The sequence below is a fragment of the Variovorax sp. J2L1-78 genome, from assembly GCF_030317205.1.
In the GTDB taxonomy this organism is placed as follows: domain Bacteria; phylum Pseudomonadota; class Gammaproteobacteria; order Burkholderiales; family Burkholderiaceae_C; genus Variovorax; species Variovorax arabinosiphilus.
On the sequence record NZ_JASZYB010000004.1, the window covers coordinates 114790 to 137298 of the forward strand.

Consider the following 22509-nt stretch of genomic DNA (forward strand, 5'->3'; position numbering starts at 1 on the left):
AAGACCCTCCATGACGCGACGATTCATCACGCCCCTGGCCCTCGGCCTGGCCACCCTGTCCCTCGCCGCCTTCGCCCAGGCGCCGCTGCCCGTGGTCGACGCCGAGGTGCGCAAGATCGACACCGAACAGCAGAAGATCACGCTGCGCCATGGCGAGATCGCCAACCTCGACATGGCGCCGATGACCATGGTGTTCCGGGTCAAGGAGCCGGCGCTGCTGCAGAAGCTCAAACCCGGCGACAAGGTGAGGTTCACCGCCGACAAGGTCGACGGCGCGCTCACGGTGATGACACTCGATCCGGCGAACTGAGCCTCAGGCCGCGGCGCGCCTGCGGCCGAAGCGCTGCGGGTCGAAGGGCGCCAGCGGCGTCTCCGGCGTCTGGCCGGCGAGCAGCTGCGCCGCCAGCCGGCCGGTGCGGGCCGAACCGCCCAGCCCGACATGGCCGTGGCCGAAGGCCAGCACCACGTCGGGCGTCGCAGCCGCCGGCCCGATGCAGGGCAGGCCGTCGGGCATGCTCGGCCGGTGGCCTAGCCAGTGGCGCACGCCGGCTGCCTGTGCATCGCGCGGCAAGGCAGGGAACATCGAGCGCAGGTGGCGATACAGGATGTCGGCACGACGCCAGTCGGGCGCCGCGTCGAGCCCGCCGATCTCCACCTGGCCCGCGGCGCGCAGGCCGCCGTCCATCCAGTGCGCGATCAGCTTGCCATCGGCTGCCATCATCGGCGTGCGCGGACCGACCCCGGGCGCGCCGACCATCACGTGGTAGCCACGCTCCGACTCCAGCGGCACCGGCGAGCCCGCCGCACGCGCGAGCCCGGCCGAGTGCGCGCCAGCGCAGATGGCGGCCGCGTCGCAGGCAATCTCGCCGTGGTCGGTCCGCACGCCCCGCAGCCGGCCACCCTCGATGCGAAAACCCGTGGCGCGCGCCACCACGCGCTGCGCACCCTGCTGCACGGCATGGCGCGCGAGTGCCGCCACGTAGGCACCCGGGTCCCGGCAGTGCCCGGCTTCCGCCACGAAGATGCCGAGCGTGTAGCGCTCGTCGAGGTCGGGCTCGTGCGCGCGCAGTTGCGCCGCTTCCCACTGCACCCAGCGCACCCCTGTGCGCTCGCGCACGCGCCACCCCAGCGCATCGCCCATGAACTCGGCCTGCGAGCGATAGACGTGCAGCAACCCACGGTGTTCGATCAGCTGCGGCACGCCGGCCTCGCGCGCCAGGTGCTGATGCAGCTGCGGCGCATCGACGAGCAAGGTGCGCAACGCATCGGCCGTGCGCTGCACCCGCGCCTCGGTGGAACCCGACAGCAGATAGCGCAGCAGCCAGGGCGCAGCGCGCGGCAGGTGGCGCCAGCGCACCGCCAGCGGACCGAGCGGGTCGGCCAGCCAACCCGGCACCTTGCGCCAGGCGCCCGGCAAGGCCGGCGGCACGACCGAATGGGAGGACAGCCAGCCGGCATTGCCGTAGCTGGTGGCGTGCTCGGCGCCGGGCTCGCCAGGCTCGATCACGGTGACGCGCAACCCCGCGCGCAGGGCTTCGATGGCGGTTGCACTGCCGACCGCACCGGCGCCGATGACGGCGACATGGCGCCCGGCTTCCGGGGATCGATGGCGCTCTGGATGTTCACGTACCTTCATCACGCCGATCGTACGTGGCGATCGACGATCGAACCGGTGCGCTGAACCTCAGTCGCGCAGGGCACGCACCAGCAGCACGGGCACCGGTGCCAGGCGCACGACCTGCTCGGCGTCGCTGCCGATGAGCAGGCGGTCGACCCCGCGCCGGCCGTGCGTGCCGAGCACGATCAGGTCGGCGCCCGACGTCGCGGCATGCTCGACGATGCGTTCGGACACCCGGTCACCGCAGCACTCGACCAGCACGGTCTCGACCGCGACCGGTGTGGCGGCCAGCCCGGCCTTCGCGGCGTCGAGCAGCGCCTGGCCGGCCGCGAGGAAGCGCGGGCGGATCTCCTGGACGTAGACCGCCGGCCGCTCGAAGCCGTTGACATGCGCGGCGTCGTCGACGATGTGCAGCAGCACGAGCGATGCGCCGCACAGCTGCGCCAGCTGCGCGGCCTCGGCCAGCGCGCGCTGCGACATCGCGCTGCCATCGAGGGGGACCAGGATCTTTCGGTACATGACAGAGGCCTCGGTAGGCCGGGATGCGGCGGTGGATGAAGGGCGTTCGCCCCCACTCTAGGGGGGGCGCCTCGGCGCGCGCTTGATGGCGATCAAGTCCGCCGAGCGGCCTCCCGGGCCCGGGACGGCCACGAGGCTTGCGGCATGATCGGCGCCATGCATGCTTCCGCGCTCCTCGAGCACTACGGCTTGCTCGCGGTGTTCATCGGCGGGCTGTTCGAAGGCGAGACGATCCTGATGCTCGGCGCCTATGCGGTGCACCAGGGCTACCTGTCGCTGTGGCCCCTCATCGCCTGCGGCGCTGCCGCGGCTTTCCTGGCCGACCAGTTCTACTTCCATCTCGGGCGGCGCCAGGGCGCCGCCCTGCTGGCGAAACGCCCGGCGATGGCCCGGCACATCGCGCGCGTCAACGGCTTCGTGTCGCGCCATCCGGTCGCCACCGTGTTCCTGATGCGCTTCGCCTGGGGCCTGCGGATCGTGCTGCCCGCCACCCTGGGCATGGGGCCGATGCGGGCACCGGTCTTCGCGGCACTGAGCATTCCTGCGTCGCTCGTGTGGGCCGCGGTCGTCGCCCTGTTCGGCCTCCAGCTCACGCAACTGCTGCACGGGCTCGTCGGCCATCTGCGACCGTACGAGCATGGCCTGATCCTGGCGGCGCTGGTGATCGCGCTGTCGGTCGCGCTGGCCCGGCAGTGGCGGTCGCGGCGATGAACGACCGCGCCGCCCGAAGGCCGCTGCGCCGCGCGAGCGGCCGGGCCACGGCGCGATTCAGTGCGCTGCAGATGCCAGCGCCGCGGCCACCGAGACCGCCAGCGGCGTCGTGGGGCGGCCGATGAGCGACGACAGGGCGCGACCGTCGTCGAACAGCGCGCCCTTCGACACCTCCACGTCGATCGCCGCCAACGCCTCCGGCCACGGTGCCGGGACGCCAGCGCCGCGCAGCGCCGCCGCGAAGTCGGCTTGCGGCAGGTTCCTGTAGGGAATGTCCTTGCCCGTCTGGCGCGCGATTTCCGCGGCGAGTTCGGCCAGGGTGTAGGCCGAATCACCGGCGAGTTCGTACGTCTTGCCCTCGTGTCCCGGCGTGGTCAGCACGGCCACCGCGGCAGCGGCATAGTCGGCACGCGCCGCCGAGGCGATGCGGCCGTCGCCCGCGCTGCCGATGAACGCGCCGTGGGCGACGGCAGCGCCGACGGAGCCCGTGTAGTTCTCGGTGTACCAGCCGTTGCGCAGGATCGTGACGACGAGGCCCGAGGCCTGCAGCAGCGCCTCCGTCTCGACGTGCTCGGGCGCCAGGCCCAGGGTCGAGCGGTCGGCACGGAGCAGGCTGGTGTAGACCACGCGCGTGACGCCCGCTGCCTTGGCCGCGTCGATGACATGGCGGTGCTGCGCCACGCGCTGGCCGACTTCGCTGGAGGAGATGAGCAGCAATGTCTCCACCCCGGCCAGCGCCCGGCTCAGGGTTTCCGGGCGGCTGTAGTCGGCCTCGCGGACGTCCACCCCCAGGTCGGCCGCCTTCGACGGGGTGCGAACCAGGGCGACGATGTCGGCCGCCGGCCGCTTGGCGCGAAGTCCCTCGATGACGAGGCGACCGAGTTGGCCGGTGGCGCCGGTGACTGCAACTTTCATGAGATGTCCTGTGAAGTGGTGAGAGCAGGCACTGTAGGATCTGCACGAACTTTTTGTAAGTACGCACATGAACGTAAGTATCCCAACCGTTCCACCGTCGCCCACCCAGGACACGTCGGCGCTGCTGGGCGCCATGCGTCGCGGCGAACTGCTGGTCGCCACCTGCCCGTCGCGCCAGGTGCTTCAGCACCTCACGAGCCGGTGGGGCGTGCTGGTCCTGCTGGTCCTGGAAACACGCATGCACCGCTTCAGCGCGCTGCGCCGGGCGATCGGCGGCGTCAGCGAACGCATGCTGGCCCAGACGCTGCAGTCGCTCGAGGGCGATGGCCTGGTCGACCGCACCGCCTTGGACGTCGTGCCGCCCCACGTCGAGTACCGCCTCACGCCCCTCGGCCTGGAGGCCGCAGAAAAGGTCCGGGGCCTGGCCGACTGGATCGAGACCAGCCTGCCCCGGATTCTTCAGGCCCAGACCGACCGTCGGCCGTAGCGCGGGACGGCGTCAGCCGGACGAGCCCTCGGCGCGGGTGAAGGACAGCAGCGCCGCGGCGTCGCGCGCGGCGATCCATTCCTCGTTGGTCGGTTCCACCGCCACGCCCACGCGGCTTTGCGCGGCGCTGATCCAGGGGGCATGGCGCGCATTGGCCGCATCGTCCAGCACCAGGCCGAGGTAGCCGAGCGCGGCACAGACGCGCTGGCGGATCGCCGCGCTGTGCTCGCCCACACCCGCCGTGAAGACCAGCAGGTCCAGCCCGCCGAGCACCGCCACCAGTGCGCCGATCTCGCGCACGATGCGGCGAACGTACAGCGCCAGGGCGGCACGCACGCGCACGCCGACCTCGTCGTCGCGGCCTTCGGCGGCCAGCAGCACGCGCGGCTCCGACGAGACGCCCGACACGCCCAGCAGGCCCGACGCGTGGTACAGCAGCTGCCCGACCTGCGCGACGCTGAGGTGCTCGACCTCCATCAGGTAGAGCACGACGCCCGGGTCGAGTGCGCCGGTGCGCGTGCCCATCATCACCCCGTCGAGTGCGGAGAAGCCCATCGTCGTGGCGACGCTGCGCAGGCCCTGCATGGCGCACAGGCTCGCGCCGCTGCCCAGATGCGCGGCGATCGTGCGGCCGCGCGCGCGCTCGCCATGCCGCTCGGGCAAGGCCACCGACAGGTACTCGTAGGACAGGCCATGGAAGCCGTAGCGACGCAGCCCCCGCTCCCACGCGGCGTACGGCAGCGGCAGCATCTGCTCGACCTCGGGCAAGGTGTGGTGGAACGCCGTGTCGAAGCAGGCGACCTGCGGCAGGGCCGGGTCCGACCCCAGCAGCGCAGCCATCGCCTCCAGCGCAAAGGGCTGGTGCAGGGGCGCCAGGGGAACGAAGGCCCGCAGGTCGGCCAGCACCGCGGCATCGATGCGTACCGGCGCCGCGTATTTGCGGCCGCCATGCACCACCCGGTGCGCCACCGCCGCCAGCGGGCGGCCGGCCAGCCGAGCGGTCACACGCTCGCGGATGTGCGCCAGTGCCGCGTGATAGGGCTGCTGCGCATCGAGGGCGACCGGCACCGGTGCGATGCCGGTCTCGCCATAGGTCGGCGCCGGGCCGCCGATGTCCTGCACCTTGCCGTTCCAGGCCGGCACGCGCGGCAGCGGCGACAGGCCGGCATCGAACAGCGCGAACTTGATGCTCGACGAGCCGCAGTTGAGCACCAGGACCAGGCGGCCCGCCGGTGGCGGGGCATCGGCGGGGTGGCGCGTGTCAGTGACGGCCATGGCCATGCTCGGAAGAGGCCGGTGCGCCAGCCGGCGTCGCCGTATGACCGGCGGCGTCGTGCCGGCCGCGCAGGCGCAACGCATTGCCGACCACCGATGCCGAACTCAGGCTCATGGCCAGCGCCGCCACCATCGGCGAGAGCAGCCAGCCGGTCCACGGATACAGCAGCCCCGCAGCCAGCGGCACGCCCAGGCCGTTGTAGACCAGCGCGAACGCCAGGTTCTGGCGCATGTTGGCGACGGTGGCCTGCGACAGCGCGCGCGCGGAGGCAATGCCGCGCAGGTCGCCCTTGACCAGGGTGAGCTGCGCGCTGTTCATCGCCACGTCGGTGCCGGTGCCCATCGCGATGCCGACATCGGCACGGGCCAGGGCCGGCGCATCGTTGATGCCGTCGCCGGCCATCGCGACGACACGGCCTTCGCGCTGCAGGCGCTCGACCAGCGCGAGCTTGTCGGCCGGCTGCACTTCGCCGTGGACCTCGTCGATGCCCAGGCGCGCGGCGACCGAGCGCGCGGTGGTGAGGCCGTCGCCGGTGGCCATCACGATGCGCAGGCCCGCCGCACGCAGCGTGGCCAGGGCCTCGGGCGTGCTGGCCTTGACCGGGTCGGACACCGCCAGCAGCCCGGCCAGCCGTCCATCGACGGCCAGGAACATCACGCTCGCGCCCTCGGCACGCAGCGCCTCCGCCTGCGGCAGCAGCGCATCGACCGCCACCTGGCCCTGGGCCATCAGCACCGTGTTGCCCAGCGCCAGCCGGCGCCCCCCGACGCTGCCCTGCACGCCGATGCCGGAGCCGGAGTCGAAGCCTTCGGGCGTGTCCAGCACCAGGCCGCGCTCGCGGGCGGCCTGCACGATGGCGGCCGCCAGCGGATGTTCGCTGCCCTGGTCGAGGCTGGCCGCCAGGCGCAGCACCTCGTCGGCCTCGAAGCCGTCGGCCGGCTCCGCGCGGTGGAAGGCCGGGCGGCCCTCGGTCAAGGTGCCGGTCTTGTCGACGATCAGCGTGTCCACCTTGCGCAGGTTCTCGATGGCCGCCGCGTCGCGGAACAGGATGCCCTGCGTAGCACCGCGCCCGGTGGCCACCATGATGGACATCGGCGTGGCCAGCCCCAGCGCGCAGGGACAGGCGATGATCAGCACCGAGACGGCGTTGATCAGCCCGAACACCCAGCGCGGCTCCGGCCCGAACAGGCCCCACGCGAAGAAGCTCAGCACGGCGATGGCCACCACCGCCATCACGAACCAGCCAGCCACCTCGTCGGCCATGCGCTGCATCGGCGCGCGCGAGCGCTGGGCCTGCGCCACCATCTGCACGATCTGCGACAGCACGGTGGCGCCGCCCACCTTCTCCGCCCGCATCACCAACGCGCCACCGGTGTTCAGCGTGGCGCCGATGAGCCGGTCGCCGGGGCGCTTGCTCACGGGCAGAGGCTCGCCGGTGAGCATCGATTCGTCGACCGCGCTGGCGCCCTCCTCCACCACGCCGTCCACCGGCACCTTCTCGCCCGGGCGCACGCGCAGCCGATCGCCGACATGCACGTGGGCCAGCGGCACGTCTTCCTCGGTGCCGTCGTCGCGCAGGCGGCGTGCGGTCTTGGGCGCCAGGCCCAGCAGCGACTTGATGGCCGCCGAGGTCTGCGAGCGCGCCTTGAGTTCGAGCAGCTGCCCGAGCAAGGTCAGCGAGATGATGACCGCCGCGGCCTCGAAGTAGACGGCCACGCGGCCCATGGCGACGAAGGACGCGGGGAACCAGCCGGGCGCCACCGTGGCGACCACGCTGTAGACGAAGGCCGCGCCCGTGCCGAGGCTGATCAGCGTCCACATGTTCGGACTGCGGTGCACCACCGATTGCCAGCCGCGCACGAAGAAGGGGCCGCCGGCCCACAGCAGCACCGGCAGCGACAGGACCAGTTCGACCCAGCTCTGCGTCGCCATGTCCATGAGACCGAGCCGGTGCCCGGCCATCGCGAGCACGAAGACGACGAGCGTCAGCGGCAGGGTCCACCAGAAGCGCCGCGAGAAGTCGCGCAATTCGGGGTTGTCGTCCTCCAGGCTAGGCAACTCGGGCTCCAGCGCCATCCCGCACTTGGGGCAGTGGCCCGGGCGGTCGCGTCGGATCTCCGGGTGCATCGGGCAGACGTAGACCGTGCCCGGGGTCGGCGCAGCGCCCGGGTGCGATGGGCGGGGGGATGGATGGTTCACGATGCTCCTCTGTGGTCGGTGCGCATTCAAGGGCGCGCGCTGCGGTAGCGATGCGCCAGCATCAACGCGATGGCGCACGAGGCGATGCGCGTCTCGCGCGAATCGGCACGGCTGGTCAGCACGATGGGCACCTTCGCCCCCATCACGATGCCGGCCGTCGCCGCATCGCCCATGTACTCGAGCTGCTTGGCCAGCATGTTGCCGCTTTCCAGGTCGGGCACCACCAGCACGTCGGCCTGGCCGGCCACCTCGGAGCAGATGCCCTTGACACGCGCGGCGGCGATGGAGACCGCGTTGTCGAACGCCAGCGGCCCGTCGAGCACGCCGCCGGCGATCTGGCCGCGGTCGGCCATCTTGCACAGCGCGGCGGCATCGAGCGTGGCGGGCATGGCCGGGTTGACCGTTTCCACCGCCGCCAGGATGGCCACGCGCGGCACGGCCACGCCGATGGCATGCGCCAGGTCGATGGCGTTGCGCACGATGTCGGCCTTCTCCGAGAGCGTCGGCGCGATGTTGATCGCCGCGTCGGTGAGGATGAAGGGCCGCGGGTAGGCCGGCGTCTGCATCAGGTAGCAGTGCGACAGCCGCCGCGCGGTGCGCAGCCCCGCGCCGGCGGCCAGCACGGCGCCCATCAATTCGTCGGTATGCAGGCTGCCTTTCATCAGCGCCTCGACCTCGCCCTTGCCGGCCATCTCGGCGGCGCGCGCGGCGGCCGCATGGCTGTGCGGCACGTCCTCGACCTCGATGCCCGCGAGGTCCAGGCCGGCCTCGGCCGCCACGGCCAGCAGCCGGGCGCGCGGCGCCACCAGCACCGGCACGATCAGGCCGGCGGCCTGGGCATCGAGTGCGCCACCCAGGCTCAGCGCATCGCAGGGGTGGACCACCGCGACACGGATCGCCCCCAGCGGCCGCACGTGCGCCAGCAGCCGCGGCAATCCGTCGGCCGTGCGCAAACGCACCTCGGGCAGGGTGGTGGCGGCGCGTTCGATGCGCTCGGTCGGCGCGAGCACCGTGGCCTCCCCGTCGATCACGGCCTCCCCCTGCTGGTTGGTGCAGCTGCAGGCCAGCGTGAGCCGCTTCCTTGCCTCGTCGCGCGTGCTCACGCACACACGGACGGTCAAGGTGTCGCCGACCCGCACCGGACGCAGGAACTTCAGCGTCTGGGCGAGATAGACCGTGCCGGGCCCCGGCAGGCGCGTGCCGAGGACGGCCGAGATCAGGGCCCCGCCCCACATGCCATGCGCGATCACGCCGTGGAATCGGGTGGACGCCGCGTACTCGGCGTCGAGGTGCGCCGGGTTGACGTCGCCGGACATCACCGCGAACAGCTGGATGTCCTCGGCCTTCAGCGTGCGCTCGATGCTGGCGCTGTCACCGACGGCGATCTCGTCGAAGGTGCGGTTGCGGACGATGGCGAGGTCTTGCAAGGGGCTCATGCGGACTCCAGGGCGCCGCGGCGCCGACGGTGGGTTTCATTCAGGCCATCAGCGCGATGGTCTTGCGGAAGCGCTGCAACGACAGGGTGAACAACGCACTGCCGATGACCAGCAGCCAGACGAAGGGTTTCCAGACGACATCGATCCCGGCGCCGCGGTACAGGATGGCCTGGCCCAGTTCGACGAAATGGGTGGTCGGCGCCAGCAGCATCACCGTCTGCACGACCTCGGGCATGCTCTCGCGCGGCGTCATGCCCCCCGAGAGCATCTGCAGCGGCATCATCGTGAGAACCATCAGCAGGCCGAACTGCGGCATGCTGCGTGCCAGCGTCGCGAGGTAGATGCCCATCGAGGTCGTGGCGAACAGGCACAGTGCGGCGCCGGCCAGAAAGAGCGGTACCGAGCCGTCGACCGGCACGTGCAGCAGCCCACGCACGACGAACTGCAGCGACAGCGCGACAGCGACCAGCACCACCGCGCCCATCGACCAGATCTTCGCCAGCATGATCTCGGCCGGCGTCACCGGCATGACCAGCAGGTGCTCGATGGTGCCGTGCTCGCGTTCGCGGATGATCGCGGCGCCGGCCAGGATGATCGACACCATGGTCACGTTGTTGATGATCTCCATCAGCGCGCCGAACCAGGCCTGTTCCAGCCCCGGATTGAAGCGCGCCCGCAGCGCCAGGTCCACCGGCAGTTGGGTGCTGCCGCGGTAGCGCTGCACGAATTCCCCCAGCTCACCCTGCACGACCTGCTGCACGTAGCCGCTTCCGGTGAAGGCCTGGCTCATGCGCGTCGCGTCGACGTTGAGCTGCAGTTCGGCCGTGCGGCCGCCCAGCACGTCGCGCTGCAGCCCGGCCGGGATGACCAGCACGAAGGTGTAGCGGCCGGCATCCATGCCGGCGTCCATCTCGTTCTGCGTGATCAGCTGCGGCGTCATGAACAGCGGCGGATAGAAGGCCGACACGATGCGTGCCGACAGCGGCGAGGCGTCCTCGTCGACCACGGCGATCGCAGCCTTGTTCAGCGTCTCGGGCATCGCCGCGGCCGAGGTATAGACCGCGATCGTGAAGGTGTAGGCGATCAGGATCAGCATGACCGGATCGCGCAGCAGGCTCCACAGCTCCTTGACGCCCAGGCGGTAGATGTTGGCGAGGTGGCGCTTCATGATTCCTGCTTCTTCAGGAGGAGGATGGCAACGCCGAGGATCACCGGCACCGAGGCCAGCAGCGGCCAGAAGCTCGCCTGCAGATCCGACAGGCCGAGCGCCTTGCTGAACACGCCGCGGCTGATCGTGAACATGTAGCTGGCCGGATAGACCTGGCCGATCAGGCGGCCGGCGCCTTCGAGCGACGACACCGGATGGATCAGCCCGGCAAACTGCGTCGCCGGAATCAGCGTGCCGATCATCGCGAAGAACATCGCCGCGATCTGGCTGCGCGTGACAGCCGAGGCCAGCAGGCCCATGCCGGTCGCCACGACGCTGAAGATGAGCGCCGCCAAGGCCAGTGTGGGGAAGCTTCCGCGCATCGGCACGTCGAAGACGGTAACGGCCAGCAGGGTCATCAACAGGAAGTTCAGCATGGCCAGCGCCACGTAAGGCAGTTGCTTGCCGAGCAGGAACTCGGTGCGCGTGACCGGCGTGACGTACAGATTGATGATGGAGCCCATCTCCTTTTCGCGCACCACCGCCAGCGCGGTGAGCATGGCCGGCAGCATCATCAGCAGCAGCGGGATCACCGCCGGCACGATGGCCGGCAGGCTCTTGACGTCGGGGTTGTAGCGAAAGCGCGTCTGCACCCCCACCGAGGCCGTGGTTGCCATGCCGCGCGCGCGTGCCTGCTCCGTGAGCCAGTGCTGGTGCAAGCCCTGCACGTAGCCGAGCACCGTTTCCGCACGCGTCGGCATGGCGCCGTCGATCCACGCGCCGACCTCGACGTTGCGCCCGCGCAGCGCATCGCGCCCGAAGCCCGGCGGGATCTCGATGGCCAGCGAGAGTTCGCCGCTTCGCATGCGGCGGTCCATGTCGGCGTCGTCGACGATCGGTGGCTGCTCGATGAAATAGCGCGATCCCGACAGGTTCAGCGTGTAGTTCTGGCTGAGGGTGCTCTGGTCGCGGTCGAGCACCGCGTAGCGCAGGTTCTCCACGTCCATGCTGATGCCGAAGCCGATCACGAACAACAGGATGAGCGAGCCGCCCAGCGCGAGCGTGGCGCGCACCGGGTCGCGCTGCAACTCCAGAGCTTCGCGCCACATGTAGCTCAGCAGGCGCTGCAGCGAGAACGCCGACGGCCGCGCGCGGGTCGTCGGCGCGGCCGGCGATGCGTCGGCGCGCATGGCTTCGACCTGTCCGGCCCCCGCCGTGTCGTCCGTTGCGGCCGGTTCGGTGCCGCCGCCGGCCTCGACCAGGTAGCCGATGAACGCCTCTTCCAGGGTCCGGGCGCCACGCTTGGCCACCAGCCGGGCGGGCGTGTCGCTGTCGAGCACCCGGCCCGCATGCATCATCGACATGCGGTCGCAGCGCTCGGCTTCGTTCATGAAGTGCGTGGAGATGAAGATCGTGACCTGGTCGCGCCGCGACAGCGCGATCAGCAGCCGCCAGAAGTTGTCGCGTGCGACCGGGTCGACACCCGATGTCGGCTCGTCGAGGATCAGCAGTTCGGGCCGGTGCACCATGGCCACCGCCAGGGACAGCCGCTGGCGCATGCCCAGCGGCAGGCTCTCGGGCAGGTTGTCCAGCACCTCGGCCAGGTCGAAGCGCCGGACCATGTCGTCCACGCGCTCGGACAGTTCGGCCTCAGGCACATGGAAGAGGCGTGCATGCAGCACCAGGTTCTGCCGCACCGTGAGTTCGCCGTACAGCGAGAAGGCCTGCGACATGTAGCCGACGCGGCGGCGCGTATCGATATCCTTCGGGTCGACCTCCTGGCCGAACAGCCAGGCGCGGCCTTCGCTGGCGGGCAGCAGGCCGGTCAGCATCTTCATGGTGGTCGACTTGCCGCAGCCGTTGGAGCCGAGGAAGCCGAAGATCTCGCCCCGCCGGATGCGGAAGTTCACTTGGTCCACGGCGGTGAAGTCACCAAAGCGCATGGTGAGGTCCTTGGCCTCGATCGCGATGTCGTCCTGCCCGTCCTGCGGCAGCGGCGGGATCTCGACCGGCGCGTAGCCCCGCTTCTTGTCCTCGGGCAACAACTGGATGAACGCGCTTTCGAGCGACGCGCTGCCGGTGCGTTCGAGCAGCGCGGCCGGCGTGCCGGTGGCGAGCACGCGGCCTTCGTCCATCACGATCAGCCAGTCGAAACCCTGCGCCTCGTCCATGTACGCCGTGGCGACGACGACGCTCATCTGCGGCCGCTCCGCGCGGATGCGTGCGATCAGCGCCCAGAACTGCGCACGCGCCAGCGGGTCGACACCGGTGGTGGGCTCGTCGAGGATCAGCAGGTCGGGGTCGTGGATCAGCGCGCAGCACAGGCCGAGCTTCTGCTTCATGCCGCCCGAGAGCTTGCCGGCCGGCCGCGCCAGGAAGGGCTGCAGGCCGGTGCTGCGCGTGAGGTCGTCGATGCGGCGGCGTCGCTCGGCGGCGGCATGACCGAACAGGCGTGCGAAGAACTGCAGGTTCTCTTCCACCGACAGCGTGGGGTAGAGGTTCTTGCCCAGGCCCTGCGGCATGTAGGCAATGCGCGGACACACGCGGTCGCGGTGCGCCTTGTTCGCCATGTCGCCGCCCAGCACCTCCACCCGGCCCTGCTGCACGGCCCGCGCGCCGGACAGCAGCGCCAGCAGGCTGGACTTGCCCACGCCGTCGGGCCCGATCAGCCCGACCATGCAGCCGGCGGGGATGTCCAGCGTGACGGCATCGAGCGCGCAGGCCTTCCCGTAGTGCTGGCTCAGCCCTTGGATGCGGGCGACATCGCTCACCAGGAAACCTCCGCGCTACGCGCTTCGGTGCTGTGAGCCTTGGGAGCGGCCCGGCGACTCACCGGCCGACCTTCACCACCAGCTGGTCCGGCCACTCGGTCTTGTCGTCGAGCTTGAGCCAGGCCACGCCCGGCAGGCCGGTCTTGACCTGCGCCAGGTTGCTCCTGAGCAGTTGGGGGTCGATCTGCGCCTTCACGCGGAACATCAGCTTCTGCCGCTCGCTGGCGGTTTCCACCGTCTTGGGCGTGAACTGCGCGGTGCTGGCGACGAAGCTCACCTTGGCCGGGATCACGAAACCGGGTGCGGCGTCGAGCACGATGCGCACGTCGCTGCCCAGCGCCACGCGTCCCGCCACGGTCTCGGGCAGGAAGAAGGTCATGTAGACGTCCGACAGATCGACCAGGTTCAGCACCTTGCCACCGGCCGCCAGCACCTCGCCGGGCTGGGCCACGCGGTACTGCACCCGGCCGTCGCGCGGCGCTGTCAGCGCGCTGTCGGTGATGTCGGCCTGGACGCGGGCGACGGTGGCCTCGGCCGCGCCGACGGTCGACTGCGCCCCGGCGACCTGGGCGCGCGCCGCGTCGATGGCCGCCTGGCCGGCGGCGGCCTGGGCCCGTGCGGCCGTGACGGCGGCCTCGGCGCTGCGCACGCGGGCGCGGTCGTCGTCGAGTTCCTGCATGGACGACGCGCCTTCGGTCGACAGCGTCTGCGAGCGCACCAGCCGGCGCCGGGCGGCGTCGAGCTCGCTCTCGCGTTGCGCCACCACGGCCAGCGCGGCGGCACGGTCGCTCTCGCGCGCGCTGACCTGGGCGCGGGCGCTGGCCACGGTGGTCAGTGTCTGCGCGTGCTGGGCGCGGGCTTCGTCGCGCTGCGCGTTCAGCACGTCGACCTGCATCTCGGCCAGCTTCTGGCCGGCCTTGACGAAGGCGCCCTCCTCCACCAGCAGGGCCTGCAGCCGGCCGCCGAGCTTGGCCGCGACGTCGATCTCGGTGGCCTCGATGCGGCCGTTGCCGCTGACGAAGCCCTCACCGGGGCCGCCGTTCTTCGTCTGCTGCCAGACATACCAGGCCCCTGCGGCCAGGGCCAGCACGATGGCGGCAGCGATCAGTTTTTGCTTGAGGGCGGGGTTCGGATTCATGGAGGTGTTCGGTGGATTCAAGGGGCCGCGGCGGCGTCGACATGCTGGGCACCGCCGCCCAGCGCGGCGTACAGGCCGATGCGGGCCGACAGCAGTGCACGGCGCGTCGTCACCAGCGACTGTTCGGCCGCGAGCAGGTCGCGCTGCGCGTCCAGCACTTCGAGAAACGCGGCCGCGCCATGGTCGTAGCGCAGCGTGGCCAGGCGCGCGCGCTCGGCCTGGGCCGCCAGGCCTTCCGAGCCGATGCGCACCTGCTCGGCGAGCCACTGGCGCGCCGACAGCGCATCGGCCACGTCGCGGAACGCGGCCTGCACGGTCTTCTCGTAGTCGGCCACGGCCAGGTCGCGCCGCACCTCCGCCAGGTCGAGTGAATTCCTGCGGGCACCGCCATCGAAGAGCGGCAGCGAGATGCTGGGCGCGAAAGTCCATGCCCGGCTGGCACCCTCGAACAGGGCGTCGAGCTGGGCGTTGGCCACGCCGGCGTTCGTCGTCAGTGCGATGCGCGGGAAGAAGGCGGCGCGCGCGGCGCCGATGTTGGCGTTGGCGGCGCGCAGCCGGTGTTCGGCCGCCAGGATGTCGGGCCGGTCGGCCAGCAGCGCGGAGGGCAGGCCGGCGTCCAGCGGCTGAAGCACAGCGCCATCGTCCAGCGGCGTGGTCGCCGGTGCCACGTCCACCGGGCCGCCGACCAGTTGCGCCAGCGCATGCGCCTGTACGGCCCGCTGCTGTTCCAGCTGGGCGCCCAGCGCGCGGGCCTGGGTCGACAGCGTCTGCACCTGGGCCAGGTCGAGTCGCGAGGTGGAACCGACCTCGAAGCGGCGCGTGAAGATGCGCAGCGATTCCGCGCGCGAGGCGATGCTGCGGCGGGCCAGCGCGAGGCGCTCGTCCAGTTCGCGCAGCAGAAGGTAGCCGTCGGCCACCTGGGCCACCAGCGACAGTGTGAGCGCGCGCCGCGCCGCGTCGCTGGCCAGGTAGCTCTGCAGGGCAGCATCCTGCAGGCTCTGCACGCGGCCCCAGAAGTCGATCTCCCAGGCATTGACGCCCAGCGCCACCTGGTACTGGCTGCCAACCACGGCCCGGCCGGTGGTGCTGAGCGACGCGGGCACGCGGGCGCGGCTGGCGTCGCCGCCGACACCAACGACGGGAAAGCGCTCCGCGCGCTGGATGCCGTAGGCCGCGCGCGCCTCCTGCACGCGCAATGCGGCCAGGCGCAGGTCGCGGTTGTTCTGCAGCGCCTGCGCGATCAGCTGCTGCAGCCGCGGGTCGGCGAAGTGCTCGCGCCAGTCCAGCGCGGCGGCGCGCTGACCGGGCGTGGCCGCGGGGTCGGTCAGGACGTCGGCGGGATACGTGACGGGATAAGCGGCGGGCACGGGCAGCGCCGGCGCCTGGAAATCGGGCGCCATGGACGCGCAGCCGACGAGCAGCAGGACGATGGCGAGAACGGAAGGCTTCAGCATGCGGTCGGACTCACAGGATGTGGAAGCCGGCATCCACATACAGCGTGCCACCGGTCATGGCTGTCGCCGCGTCGCTCGCCAGGAAGACGCACAGCGCACCGACCTCGGCGATGTCGACCCGCCGGCGCAGCGGTGCGCGCCGAACGGCTTCGTCGAGCAGCGCGTCGAAATTCGGGATGCCCGACGCCGCGCGCGTGGCCAGCGGGCCGGGCGAAACGGCGTTGACGCGGATCCCGCTGGGGCCCAGCTCGGCGGCCATGTAGCGCGTGCTGGCCTCCAGTGCCGCCTTCACCGGGCCCATCAGGCCGTAGTCGGGGATCACCTCTTCGGCGCCGACGTAGCTCATGGTCATCAGGCTGCCGCCGTCCTTCATCAGCGGCTCGGCCAGCCGGGCCATGCGCGCGAAGGAATGGCAGGAGATGTCCATGGCCCGGCCGAAGCCTTCGCGCGAGCTGTCGGTCACGCGGCCGTGCAGGTCGCTCTTGGGGGCGAACGCGATGGAGTGCAGCACGAAGTCGAGTCGCCCCCACCGCTGTTCGATGGCGGCGAACACGGCCTCCATCTGGCCGGGCTGCTCGACGTCCAGCGGCAGCGCGATGGGGGCCTGCAGTTGCTGCGCCAGCGGCTCCACATGCGGGCGCGCCTTGTCGTTGAACCAGGTCACGGCCAGCTCGGCGCCAGCATCGCGGAACGCGCGCGCACAGCCCCAGGCAATGCTCTGCGCGTTGGCGATGCCGACGACCAGGCCCTTCTTGCCCTGCAAGGCGGTGTTCATTTCATTTCTCCAGGACGTAGCTGCCCGGCGCGTCGGCAAGGGGCGGGTAACCCGTGGCGCCCATGCGCGGCGGTTTCACCCGCCGGCCCGACCGCCCCGCGAGCCATTGCTGCCACGCCGGCCACCAGGAGCCTTCGACGTCCGGTGCGGCAGCGAGCCACTCGTCCGGTGCGACGTAGCTGCCGCCGGCCTCGCGCCGCAGCATCTGGTAGTGGCGGTGCGGATGGCCCGGCGGACTGACGATGCCGGCGTTGTGCCCGCCGCTGGTCAGCACGAAGGTGATCTCCGTCGCCGTGAGGTAGTGCAGCTTGTGCACCGATCGCCAGGGGGCCACGTGGTCCGTCACGGTGCCGACCATGAAGAGCGGCAGTTCGATGTCGCCGAGCGCCACGGGCCGGCCGTCGACCGGATAACGCCCTTCGCTCAGGTCGTCGTCCAGGAACAGGCGGCGCAGGTACTGCGAATGCATCTTCGCGGGCATGCGCGTCGCGTCGGCGTTCCAGGCCATCAGGTCGTTCATGGGGGCGCGGTCGCCCAGCATGTACTCGTTGACCAGACGCGACCACAGCAGGTCGTAGGAGCGCAGCATCTGGAAAGCGCCGGCCATCTGGCCTGCCGTGAGATAGCCGGTCTCGGCCATCTGCGCCTCGAGCAGGCTGACCTGGCTCTCGTCGATGAAGAGCCCGAGCTCGCCGGGTTCGCTGAAGTCGGTCTGCGCCGCCAGCAGCGTGGCCGAGGCCAGGCGCTCGTCGCGGTCGCGCGCCATCGCGGCGGCCGCGATCGCGAGCAGCGTGCCGCCCAGACAGTAGCCCACCGCATGCACGCGCTGTCGCGGCACGATGGCCTGGACCGCATCGAGCGCGGCATGGAAGCCGGACTGCAGGTAGTCGTCCATGCCCAGGTCGCGTTCGTCCACGCCCGGGTTCTTCCACGAGATGCAGAAGACCGTGTGCCCCTGCGCCACCAGGTAGCGGATCAGCGAATTCGACGGCGAGAGGTCGAGCACGTAGTACTTCATGATCCATGCCGGCACGATGAGCACCGGCTCGGCATGCACGGTGGCCGTCGTCGGCGCGTACTGGATCAGCTCCATCAGCCGGTTCTTCAGCACGACCCGGCCCGGCGTGGCCGCCACGTCGCGCCCGACGACGAAGGCCTCGGTGCCGGCCGGCGCGGTGCCGGCGGCGAGCCGTTGCAGGTCCTCGGCCAGGTTCTGCATGCCGCGCAGCAGGTTGGTGCCGCCCTGCGTCAGCGTGCGGCGCAGCACCGTCGGGTTGGTGAGGAAGCGGTTGCCCGGCGAGAGCATGTCGAGCCACTGGCGGGCACAGAAGGCCACCACGTTCTCGTGGTGCTTCTCGACACCGGCGATGCCGTGCGTGGCGGCGTCCCACCATTGCTGGGTCAGGAGAAAGGACTGATGCCAGAGATTGAAGGGCCACTGGCGCCATTCGGGCTCGGCGAACCGACGGTCGCGGGCCGGGGGTTCGACCAGCGCGCGCGCCTCGCCCGGGCCCGCCAGCAGGCATTCGTGCAGATAGCGGGCGAGCTGCTGCGCCTGTTCGCCGGCCAGTCGCGCCAACGCCAGCTGCCGTCCGGGCGACACCGCCAGGTGTGCGCCCCAGTCCAGCCCGGCCAGCAGGGCCGACGCCGGGGAGAGTGCGCCGGTCAGGCGCGCCAGGGCGCCGTGCGCCACCGTGTCCAGATGCGTGGCAGGCGAAGATGGGGATGGCTCAGACATGCGCGGTCCTCAAGATTCCGCGGTCGACGCGAAACGGGGGGTGGAACGGAGACTCGGTCGCGCCGTCGGCCTGGAAAGGGCGGACATCGCGACCGTCCCCTAGCGTAGGAGCAACCCGTGCCCGCCCGCTTGATCCGCGTCAAGCGCCGGCCGATGCCCTCAGCGCCGCCGGCGGAAGCTCCACAGCAGCACGACCAGGCTGCCCACCGCGAGCACCAGCCCCAGCAGGCCGAACACCGGTACGCCGTACCAGGCCGGCCCCAGCGTGAGCAAGCGCGGGGCCAGGCCGAGGATGAAGGCGGCCGCCACGATGGCGATGGCCAGCCGCGTCGCCGCGCGCTCCATCGCACCGCTCACCCGATCGAGATGCTTGACCTCCAGCTCTGCCTGCACCTTGCCCTGCTTGAGGTGGTGCAGCACCAGCCGCAGCACCTGAGGCACCTCGCCGGCCACGTCGTAGAGCTGCGCGGCAGCCGCCTTGCCGCGGCGGCCGATCTCTTCGGCGGAATAGCGCGCGAGCATCTCGCGCCGGACCGGGGGCGCGACCGTCGCGACCAGGTCGATGGCCGGGTCGAGTCGCCGCAGCATGCCGTCGGCCGTCGCGATAGCCTTGAAGAGCAGCGCCAGGTCGGCGGGCAGGAAAAGCTGCGCGTCGCGGACCATGGCCATGAAGTCGTCGAGCGCCTGCACCAGGTCGTGCACGCCACCGGCGTGCCGCGCAACGAAGCGCTCGCTGGCGGCGGCGAGCGCCGGCAGGTCGGGTGTGCCGCCTTCGGACACCTCGAGCATCACGGCCGACAGCGCGTCTGCATCTCCCCGCACGATGGCGGCCAGCAGCGACAGCAGCTGCTGGCGGCGCCGCGGCGAGAGCCGGCCGACCATGCCGAAGTCGATGAAGGCCACCCGGCCATCGGACAACGCGAACAGGTTGCCCGGATGCGGGTCGGCATGGAACACGCCGCCCTCGAGCACCATCTGCAGGAAGGCTTCGGCACCGTGGCGCGCCAGCCGCGGACCGTCGGCACCGATCGCCGCAAGTGCGGCCGCATCACCGGGGGCCGCGCCCTCCACGAAGTCCATGACCAGCAGGCGTTCGCTGGTCCAGGCCCAATGGATGGCCGGGATCCACACGTCGCCGCGCTGGGCCATCTCGGCCGCGATCGCCTCGGCGTTGCGCCCCTCCTGCGTGAAGTCGAGTTCCTCGCGCAGCGCGGCGGCCAGGTTCGCCATCACGTCGCGCGGGCGATAGCGGCCGAGCCCGGGCCAGCGCTCGCTCGCCATCGCGACCAGCTGGTCGAGCAGGCGCAGGTCGGCATCGATGCGTCGGCGCAGGCCGGGCCTGCGCACCTTCAGCACCACCGCGCGGCCGTCGGGCAAGGCGGCCCGGTACACCTGCGCCATCGACGCGGCTGCGATCGGCTCGGCCACGAAGCCGGGGAAGACGGTGGCGGCCGGCGCGCCCAGGTCCTCCTCGACCTGCGGCTCGATCTCATCCCAAGGCACCGGCGTGACGCCGGCGTGCAGGCGCTCGAGTTCGCGTGTCCATTCCGGCGGCAGCAGGTCGGCGCGGGTGGCCAGCATCTGGCCCAGCTTCACGAAGGTCGGGCCGAGCTGTTCGAGCGCCATGCGCCAACGCTGCGGCGGCGTCGCGGCTTCGGCCGCCGGATGCACGCCGCCCGCCTGGCTGCCGGACAGCCACTGGCGCAGCGCGAGCCGGTCGGCGATGTCGCCGAGGCCGTGCCGCAGCAGCACCGTGACGATCTCTTGCAGGCGCTGGCGGTCGCGCACGGCGACCATGGCGGTTTGCAGCATGGGCATGACTTTCGGAAATCGATGAACACGAACGAGGCGCGAGCATAGGCGGTGCCGGCAGGCCAGCGCCGTATCATGCCGGCCGATGTCACACACCCCTTCCAACGCCCCGCCGCATGCCGGCGCCATCACCGATGTCGCCGGCATCGAGGTCGGTCACTTCAGCGACCCCCGCCGGCCCACCGGCTGCACCGTGGTCCTCACGCGGGAGGGCGCCGTCGGTGGCGTCGACGTGCGGGGCGCCGCGCCCGGCACGCGCGAGACCGACCTGCTGTCGCCCGGCAACCTGGTGCAGCAGGTGCACGGGATCATGCTGGCCGGCGGCAGCGCCTGGGGCTTGGCGGCCGCCGAGGGCGCGATGCGCTGGCTGGAGGAACGCGGCATCGGCCTGGACGTGCGTTTCGGCACGCTGCCGATCGTGCCGGCCGCCGTGCTGTTCGACCTGCCGATGGGCGACGCGCGCATCCGTCCCGACGCATCGGCGGGCTATGCGGCCTGCGAGGCCGCGTCGACGCAGACGCCGGCCGAAGGCAACGTCGGCGCCGGCAGCGGCGCGCTGGTGGGCAAGCTCTTCGGCGTCGACCGCGCCATGAAGGGCGGCATCGGGAATGCATCGATCACGGTCGGCGGTGTGACCGTCGGCGCCCTCATCGCCTGCAACGCGCTGGGCGACGTGATCGACCCCGACACCGCGCAGGTGGTGGCCGGCGCGCGCACCGCCGACGGCCGCGCGCTGCTCGACACGCGCCGCGCACTGATGCGCGGCGAACTGCCCAAGCCGCTGCTGGCCGGCACCAACACCACCATCGGCGTGGTCGCCACCGACGCGGTGCTGACCAAGGTGCAGGCCAACCGCCTGGCGATGGTGGCGCACGACGGCCTGGCACGCAGCATCAACCCGGTCCACACCATGAGCGATGGCGACACGCTCTTCGCGCTCGCCACCGGCCGCGTGCCGCTCGAAGGCGATGCGCCCGGCATGACGGTGCTCGGCGCCATGGCGGCCGAGGTGGTGGCGCGTGCCACGCTGCGCGCGGTGCTGGCGGCGCAGTCGGTGCGCCTCGGTGGCCTGCACATTCCGTCCGCCGCGGCACTCGTTGCCGCGAATGGGCAGCCATCACCACTGTGAGCAACGCACCATGTCCATGCCCAAGACCCTCAAGCTGATCCTGCTGTCGATCCGCGACCTCGTCGCCTCCGCGGGGCCGGTGGTCTTCCTCGTGATCGGCCTGCTGATCGCCGCGTACTGGTGGCTGCAGCCGCAGCCGCCCCGGCGCGTGACGCTCGCCACCGGCCCGGCCGGCAGCGCGTATGCCGAATTCGGCCAGCGTTATGCGCGTGCCCTGGCCACCAATGGCATCGAGGTCGTGCTCAAGCCGAGCGAAGGCTCGTCGGACAACCTGCAGATGCTGCGCAACGGCACGGCCGACGTGGGCTTCGTGCGGGGCGGCAGCGCCGATGTGGTGGCCGACGAAGAGGCCGGCCTCAGCTCGCTGGGCAGCCTGTTCTACGAGCCGCTGTGGATCTTCTACCGCAGCGACGCGGCGCGCACGGTGAACCGCAAGACGGGCACGCTCGAATCGATCGCGCAGCTCAAGGGCTTGCGCGTGAACGTCGACAAGCCGGGCAGCGGCGTGCCGGAGATCATGGAGCGCATGCTGCGCGCCAACCACCTCGACGCCAGCGCGCTGCAGCTGTCGAACCTGGAGCAGACACCGGCGACCGAAGCCCTGCAGGCCGGGCTGCTCGACGTGATCGTGCTGGCATCGGCACCGCAGTCGCCGCTGGTGCAGCAGCTGCTGCGCGCACCGGGCATCGCCTTGATGGACCTGGCGCAGAGCGATGCCTATTCGCGCCGCTTCCCCTTCCTGCAAGCCGTATCGCTGCCGCGCGGCGTCGTCGACCTGGCGCGCGATGTGCCGACGCACGACGTGTCGATGCTGGCGGCCACCACCTCGCTGCTGGCGCGCGAGCAGACGCACCCGGCGCTGCGCCAGCTCTTCGCGCAAAGCGCCCAGACGCTGCACGGCGACGCCGGCTGGTTCAATCGCGCGCGCGATTTCCCCAACACCCGCACCAGCGAACTGCCCGTGAGCCCCGAGGGCGACCGCGCCATCAACGGCACGCCGCCCTTCTGGCAGCGCTACCTGCCCTTCTGGGCCAGCAACCTGATCGAGCGCATGTGGCTGGTGCTCGGCGGCCTGGTCGTGCTGATGCTGCCGCTCAGCCGCGTGGTGCCACCGCTCTACCAGTTCCGGGTGCGCTCGCGCGTGTTCCGCTGGTACGGGCAGTTGCGCGACATCGAGACGCAACTGGAGTCTGAAGAGGCCGATCGCGAGGCCCTGCTGACGAAGCTCGACGACCTGGACCGCCGCGTCAACAAGGTGGCCGTGCCACTGTCTTATGCCGACGAACTCTATGCATTGCGCAACAACATCGCCGCAGTGCGCCAACGCGTGCAGGCGACCGTCGGCGTGCGCGCCAAGGCGGCAGCGTGAGGCTGCCGCAGCCCC

General features: G+C 71.3%; 18 protein-coding genes. 5 read left to right on the forward strand and 13 right to left on the reverse strand.

What is annotated here, in order from left to right:
• Window positions 1-10 precede the first annotated feature (10 nt).
• Window positions 11-310, forward strand: coding sequence for a copper-binding protein (locus QTH86_RS23235; RefSeq protein WP_286648535.1), 300 nt, complete (start codon window positions 11-13; stop codon window positions 308-310).
• A gap of 3 nt (window positions 311-313) precedes the next feature.
• Here the strand turns inward: QTH86_RS23235 and QTH86_RS23240 are convergent, their stop codons facing one another.
• Window positions 314-1636 carry an NAD(P)/FAD-dependent oxidoreductase gene (locus QTH86_RS23240; protein WP_286648536.1) on the reverse strand — a complete coding sequence of 441 codons (1323 nt, stop codon included), beginning with the start codon at window positions 1634-1636 and terminating at the stop codon, window positions 314-316.
• Between the two features lie 48 nt (window positions 1637-1684).
• A complete protein-coding gene (locus QTH86_RS23245; protein ID WP_286648537.1) occupies window positions 1685-2137 on the reverse strand; it encodes a universal stress protein in 453 nt (150 codons plus the stop codon).
• A gap of 156 nt (window positions 2138-2293) precedes the next feature.
• Between QTH86_RS23245 and QTH86_RS23250 the strand changes: the two genes are divergently transcribed.
• Complete coding sequence (locus QTH86_RS23250; RefSeq protein ID WP_286648538.1) at window positions 2294-2848, forward strand: DedA family protein; 555 nt, start codon at window positions 2294-2296, stop codon at window positions 2846-2848.
• A 57-nt stretch (window positions 2849-2905) separates the two neighbouring features.
• On the opposite strand, the gene QTH86_RS23255 is transcribed toward QTH86_RS23250, so the two are convergent.
• Window positions 2906-3763, reverse strand: a complete 858-nt coding sequence (locus tag QTH86_RS23255) for an SDR family oxidoreductase (RefSeq protein WP_286648539.1) — start codon at window positions 3761-3763, stop codon at window positions 2906-2908.
• Between the two features lie 67 nt (window positions 3764-3830).
• Here QTH86_RS23255 and QTH86_RS23260 point away from each other — a divergent pair, with 67 nt between their 5' ends.
• Window positions 3831-4250, forward strand: coding sequence for a winged helix-turn-helix transcriptional regulator (locus QTH86_RS23260; RefSeq protein WP_444814053.1), 420 nt, complete (start codon window positions 3831-3833; stop codon window positions 4248-4250).
• A gap of 12 nt (window positions 4251-4262) precedes the next feature.
• On the opposite strand, the gene QTH86_RS23265 is transcribed toward QTH86_RS23260, so the two are convergent.
• The 10 genes from QTH86_RS23265 to QTH86_RS23310 form a co-directional block, all read right to left on the reverse strand.
• Window positions 4263-5525 (reverse strand): acetate/propionate family kinase, encoded by a 1263-nt coding sequence (locus tag QTH86_RS23265; RefSeq protein WP_286648540.1) that lies wholly within the window; start codon window positions 5523-5525, stop codon window positions 4263-4265.
• Window positions 5512-7728 (reverse strand): copper-transporting P-type ATPase, encoded by a 2217-nt coding sequence (locus QTH86_RS23270; protein WP_444814110.1) that lies wholly within the window; start codon window positions 7726-7728, stop codon window positions 5512-5514. Before QTH86_RS23270 ends, QTH86_RS23265 begins: the two co-directional genes overlap by 14 nt.
• 23 nt (window positions 7729-7751) lie before the next feature.
• Window positions 7752-9161 carry a bifunctional enoyl-CoA hydratase/phosphate acetyltransferase gene (locus QTH86_RS23275; protein WP_286648542.1) on the reverse strand — a complete coding sequence of 470 codons (1410 nt, stop codon included), beginning with the start codon at window positions 9159-9161 and terminating at the stop codon, window positions 7752-7754.
• Window positions 9162-9201: 40 nt separating this feature from the next.
• A complete protein-coding gene (locus QTH86_RS23280) occupies window positions 9202-10329 on the reverse strand; it encodes an ABC transporter permease (RefSeq protein ID WP_286648543.1) in 1128 nt (375 codons plus the stop codon).
• Window positions 10326-13079, reverse strand: a complete 2754-nt coding sequence (rbbA, locus tag QTH86_RS23285; RefSeq protein ID WP_286648544.1) for a ribosome-associated ATPase/putative transporter RbbA — start codon at window positions 13077-13079, stop codon at window positions 10326-10328. Before rbbA ends, QTH86_RS23280 begins: the two co-directional genes overlap by 4 nt.
• A gap of 58 nt (window positions 13080-13137) precedes the next feature.
• Window positions 13138-14217: an HlyD family secretion protein gene (locus QTH86_RS23290; protein WP_286648545.1), complete on the reverse strand. Its 1080-nt coding sequence runs from the start codon at window positions 14215-14217 to the stop codon at window positions 13138-13140.
• 17 nt (window positions 14218-14234) lie between these two features.
• On the reverse strand, window positions 14235-15671 hold the full coding sequence (locus tag QTH86_RS23295; protein ID WP_286648546.1) for an efflux transporter outer membrane subunit: 1437 nt from the start codon (window positions 15669-15671) through the stop codon (window positions 14235-14237).
• A 10-nt stretch (window positions 15672-15681) separates the two neighbouring features.
• Window positions 15682-16446, reverse strand: a complete 765-nt coding sequence (fabI, locus tag QTH86_RS23300) for an enoyl-ACP reductase FabI (RefSeq protein ID WP_286648547.1) — start codon at window positions 16444-16446, stop codon at window positions 15682-15684.
• Between the two features lies 1 nt (window position 16447).
• Complete coding sequence (locus QTH86_RS23305; RefSeq protein ID WP_286648548.1) at window positions 16448-18184, reverse strand: PHA/PHB synthase family protein; 1737 nt, start codon at window positions 18182-18184, stop codon at window positions 16448-16450.
• Window positions 18185-18343: 159 nt separating this feature from the next.
• Window positions 18344-20002 carry an ABC1 kinase family protein gene (locus tag QTH86_RS23310; protein ID WP_286649427.1) on the reverse strand — a complete coding sequence of 553 codons (1659 nt, stop codon included), beginning with the start codon at window positions 20000-20002 and terminating at the stop codon, window positions 18344-18346.
• Between the two features lie 79 nt (window positions 20003-20081).
• On the opposite strand from QTH86_RS23310, the gene QTH86_RS23315 reads away from it, so the two are divergent.
• Window positions 20082-21125, forward strand: a complete 1044-nt coding sequence (locus QTH86_RS23315) for a P1 family peptidase (RefSeq protein WP_286648550.1) — start codon at window positions 20082-20084, stop codon at window positions 21123-21125.
• Window positions 21126-21135: 10 nt separating this feature from the next.
• Window positions 21136-22494 carry a TAXI family TRAP transporter solute-binding subunit gene (locus QTH86_RS23320; protein ID WP_286648551.1) on the forward strand — a complete coding sequence of 453 codons (1359 nt, stop codon included), beginning with the start codon at window positions 21136-21138 and terminating at the stop codon, window positions 22492-22494.
• Window positions 22495-22509 lie beyond the last annotated feature (15 nt).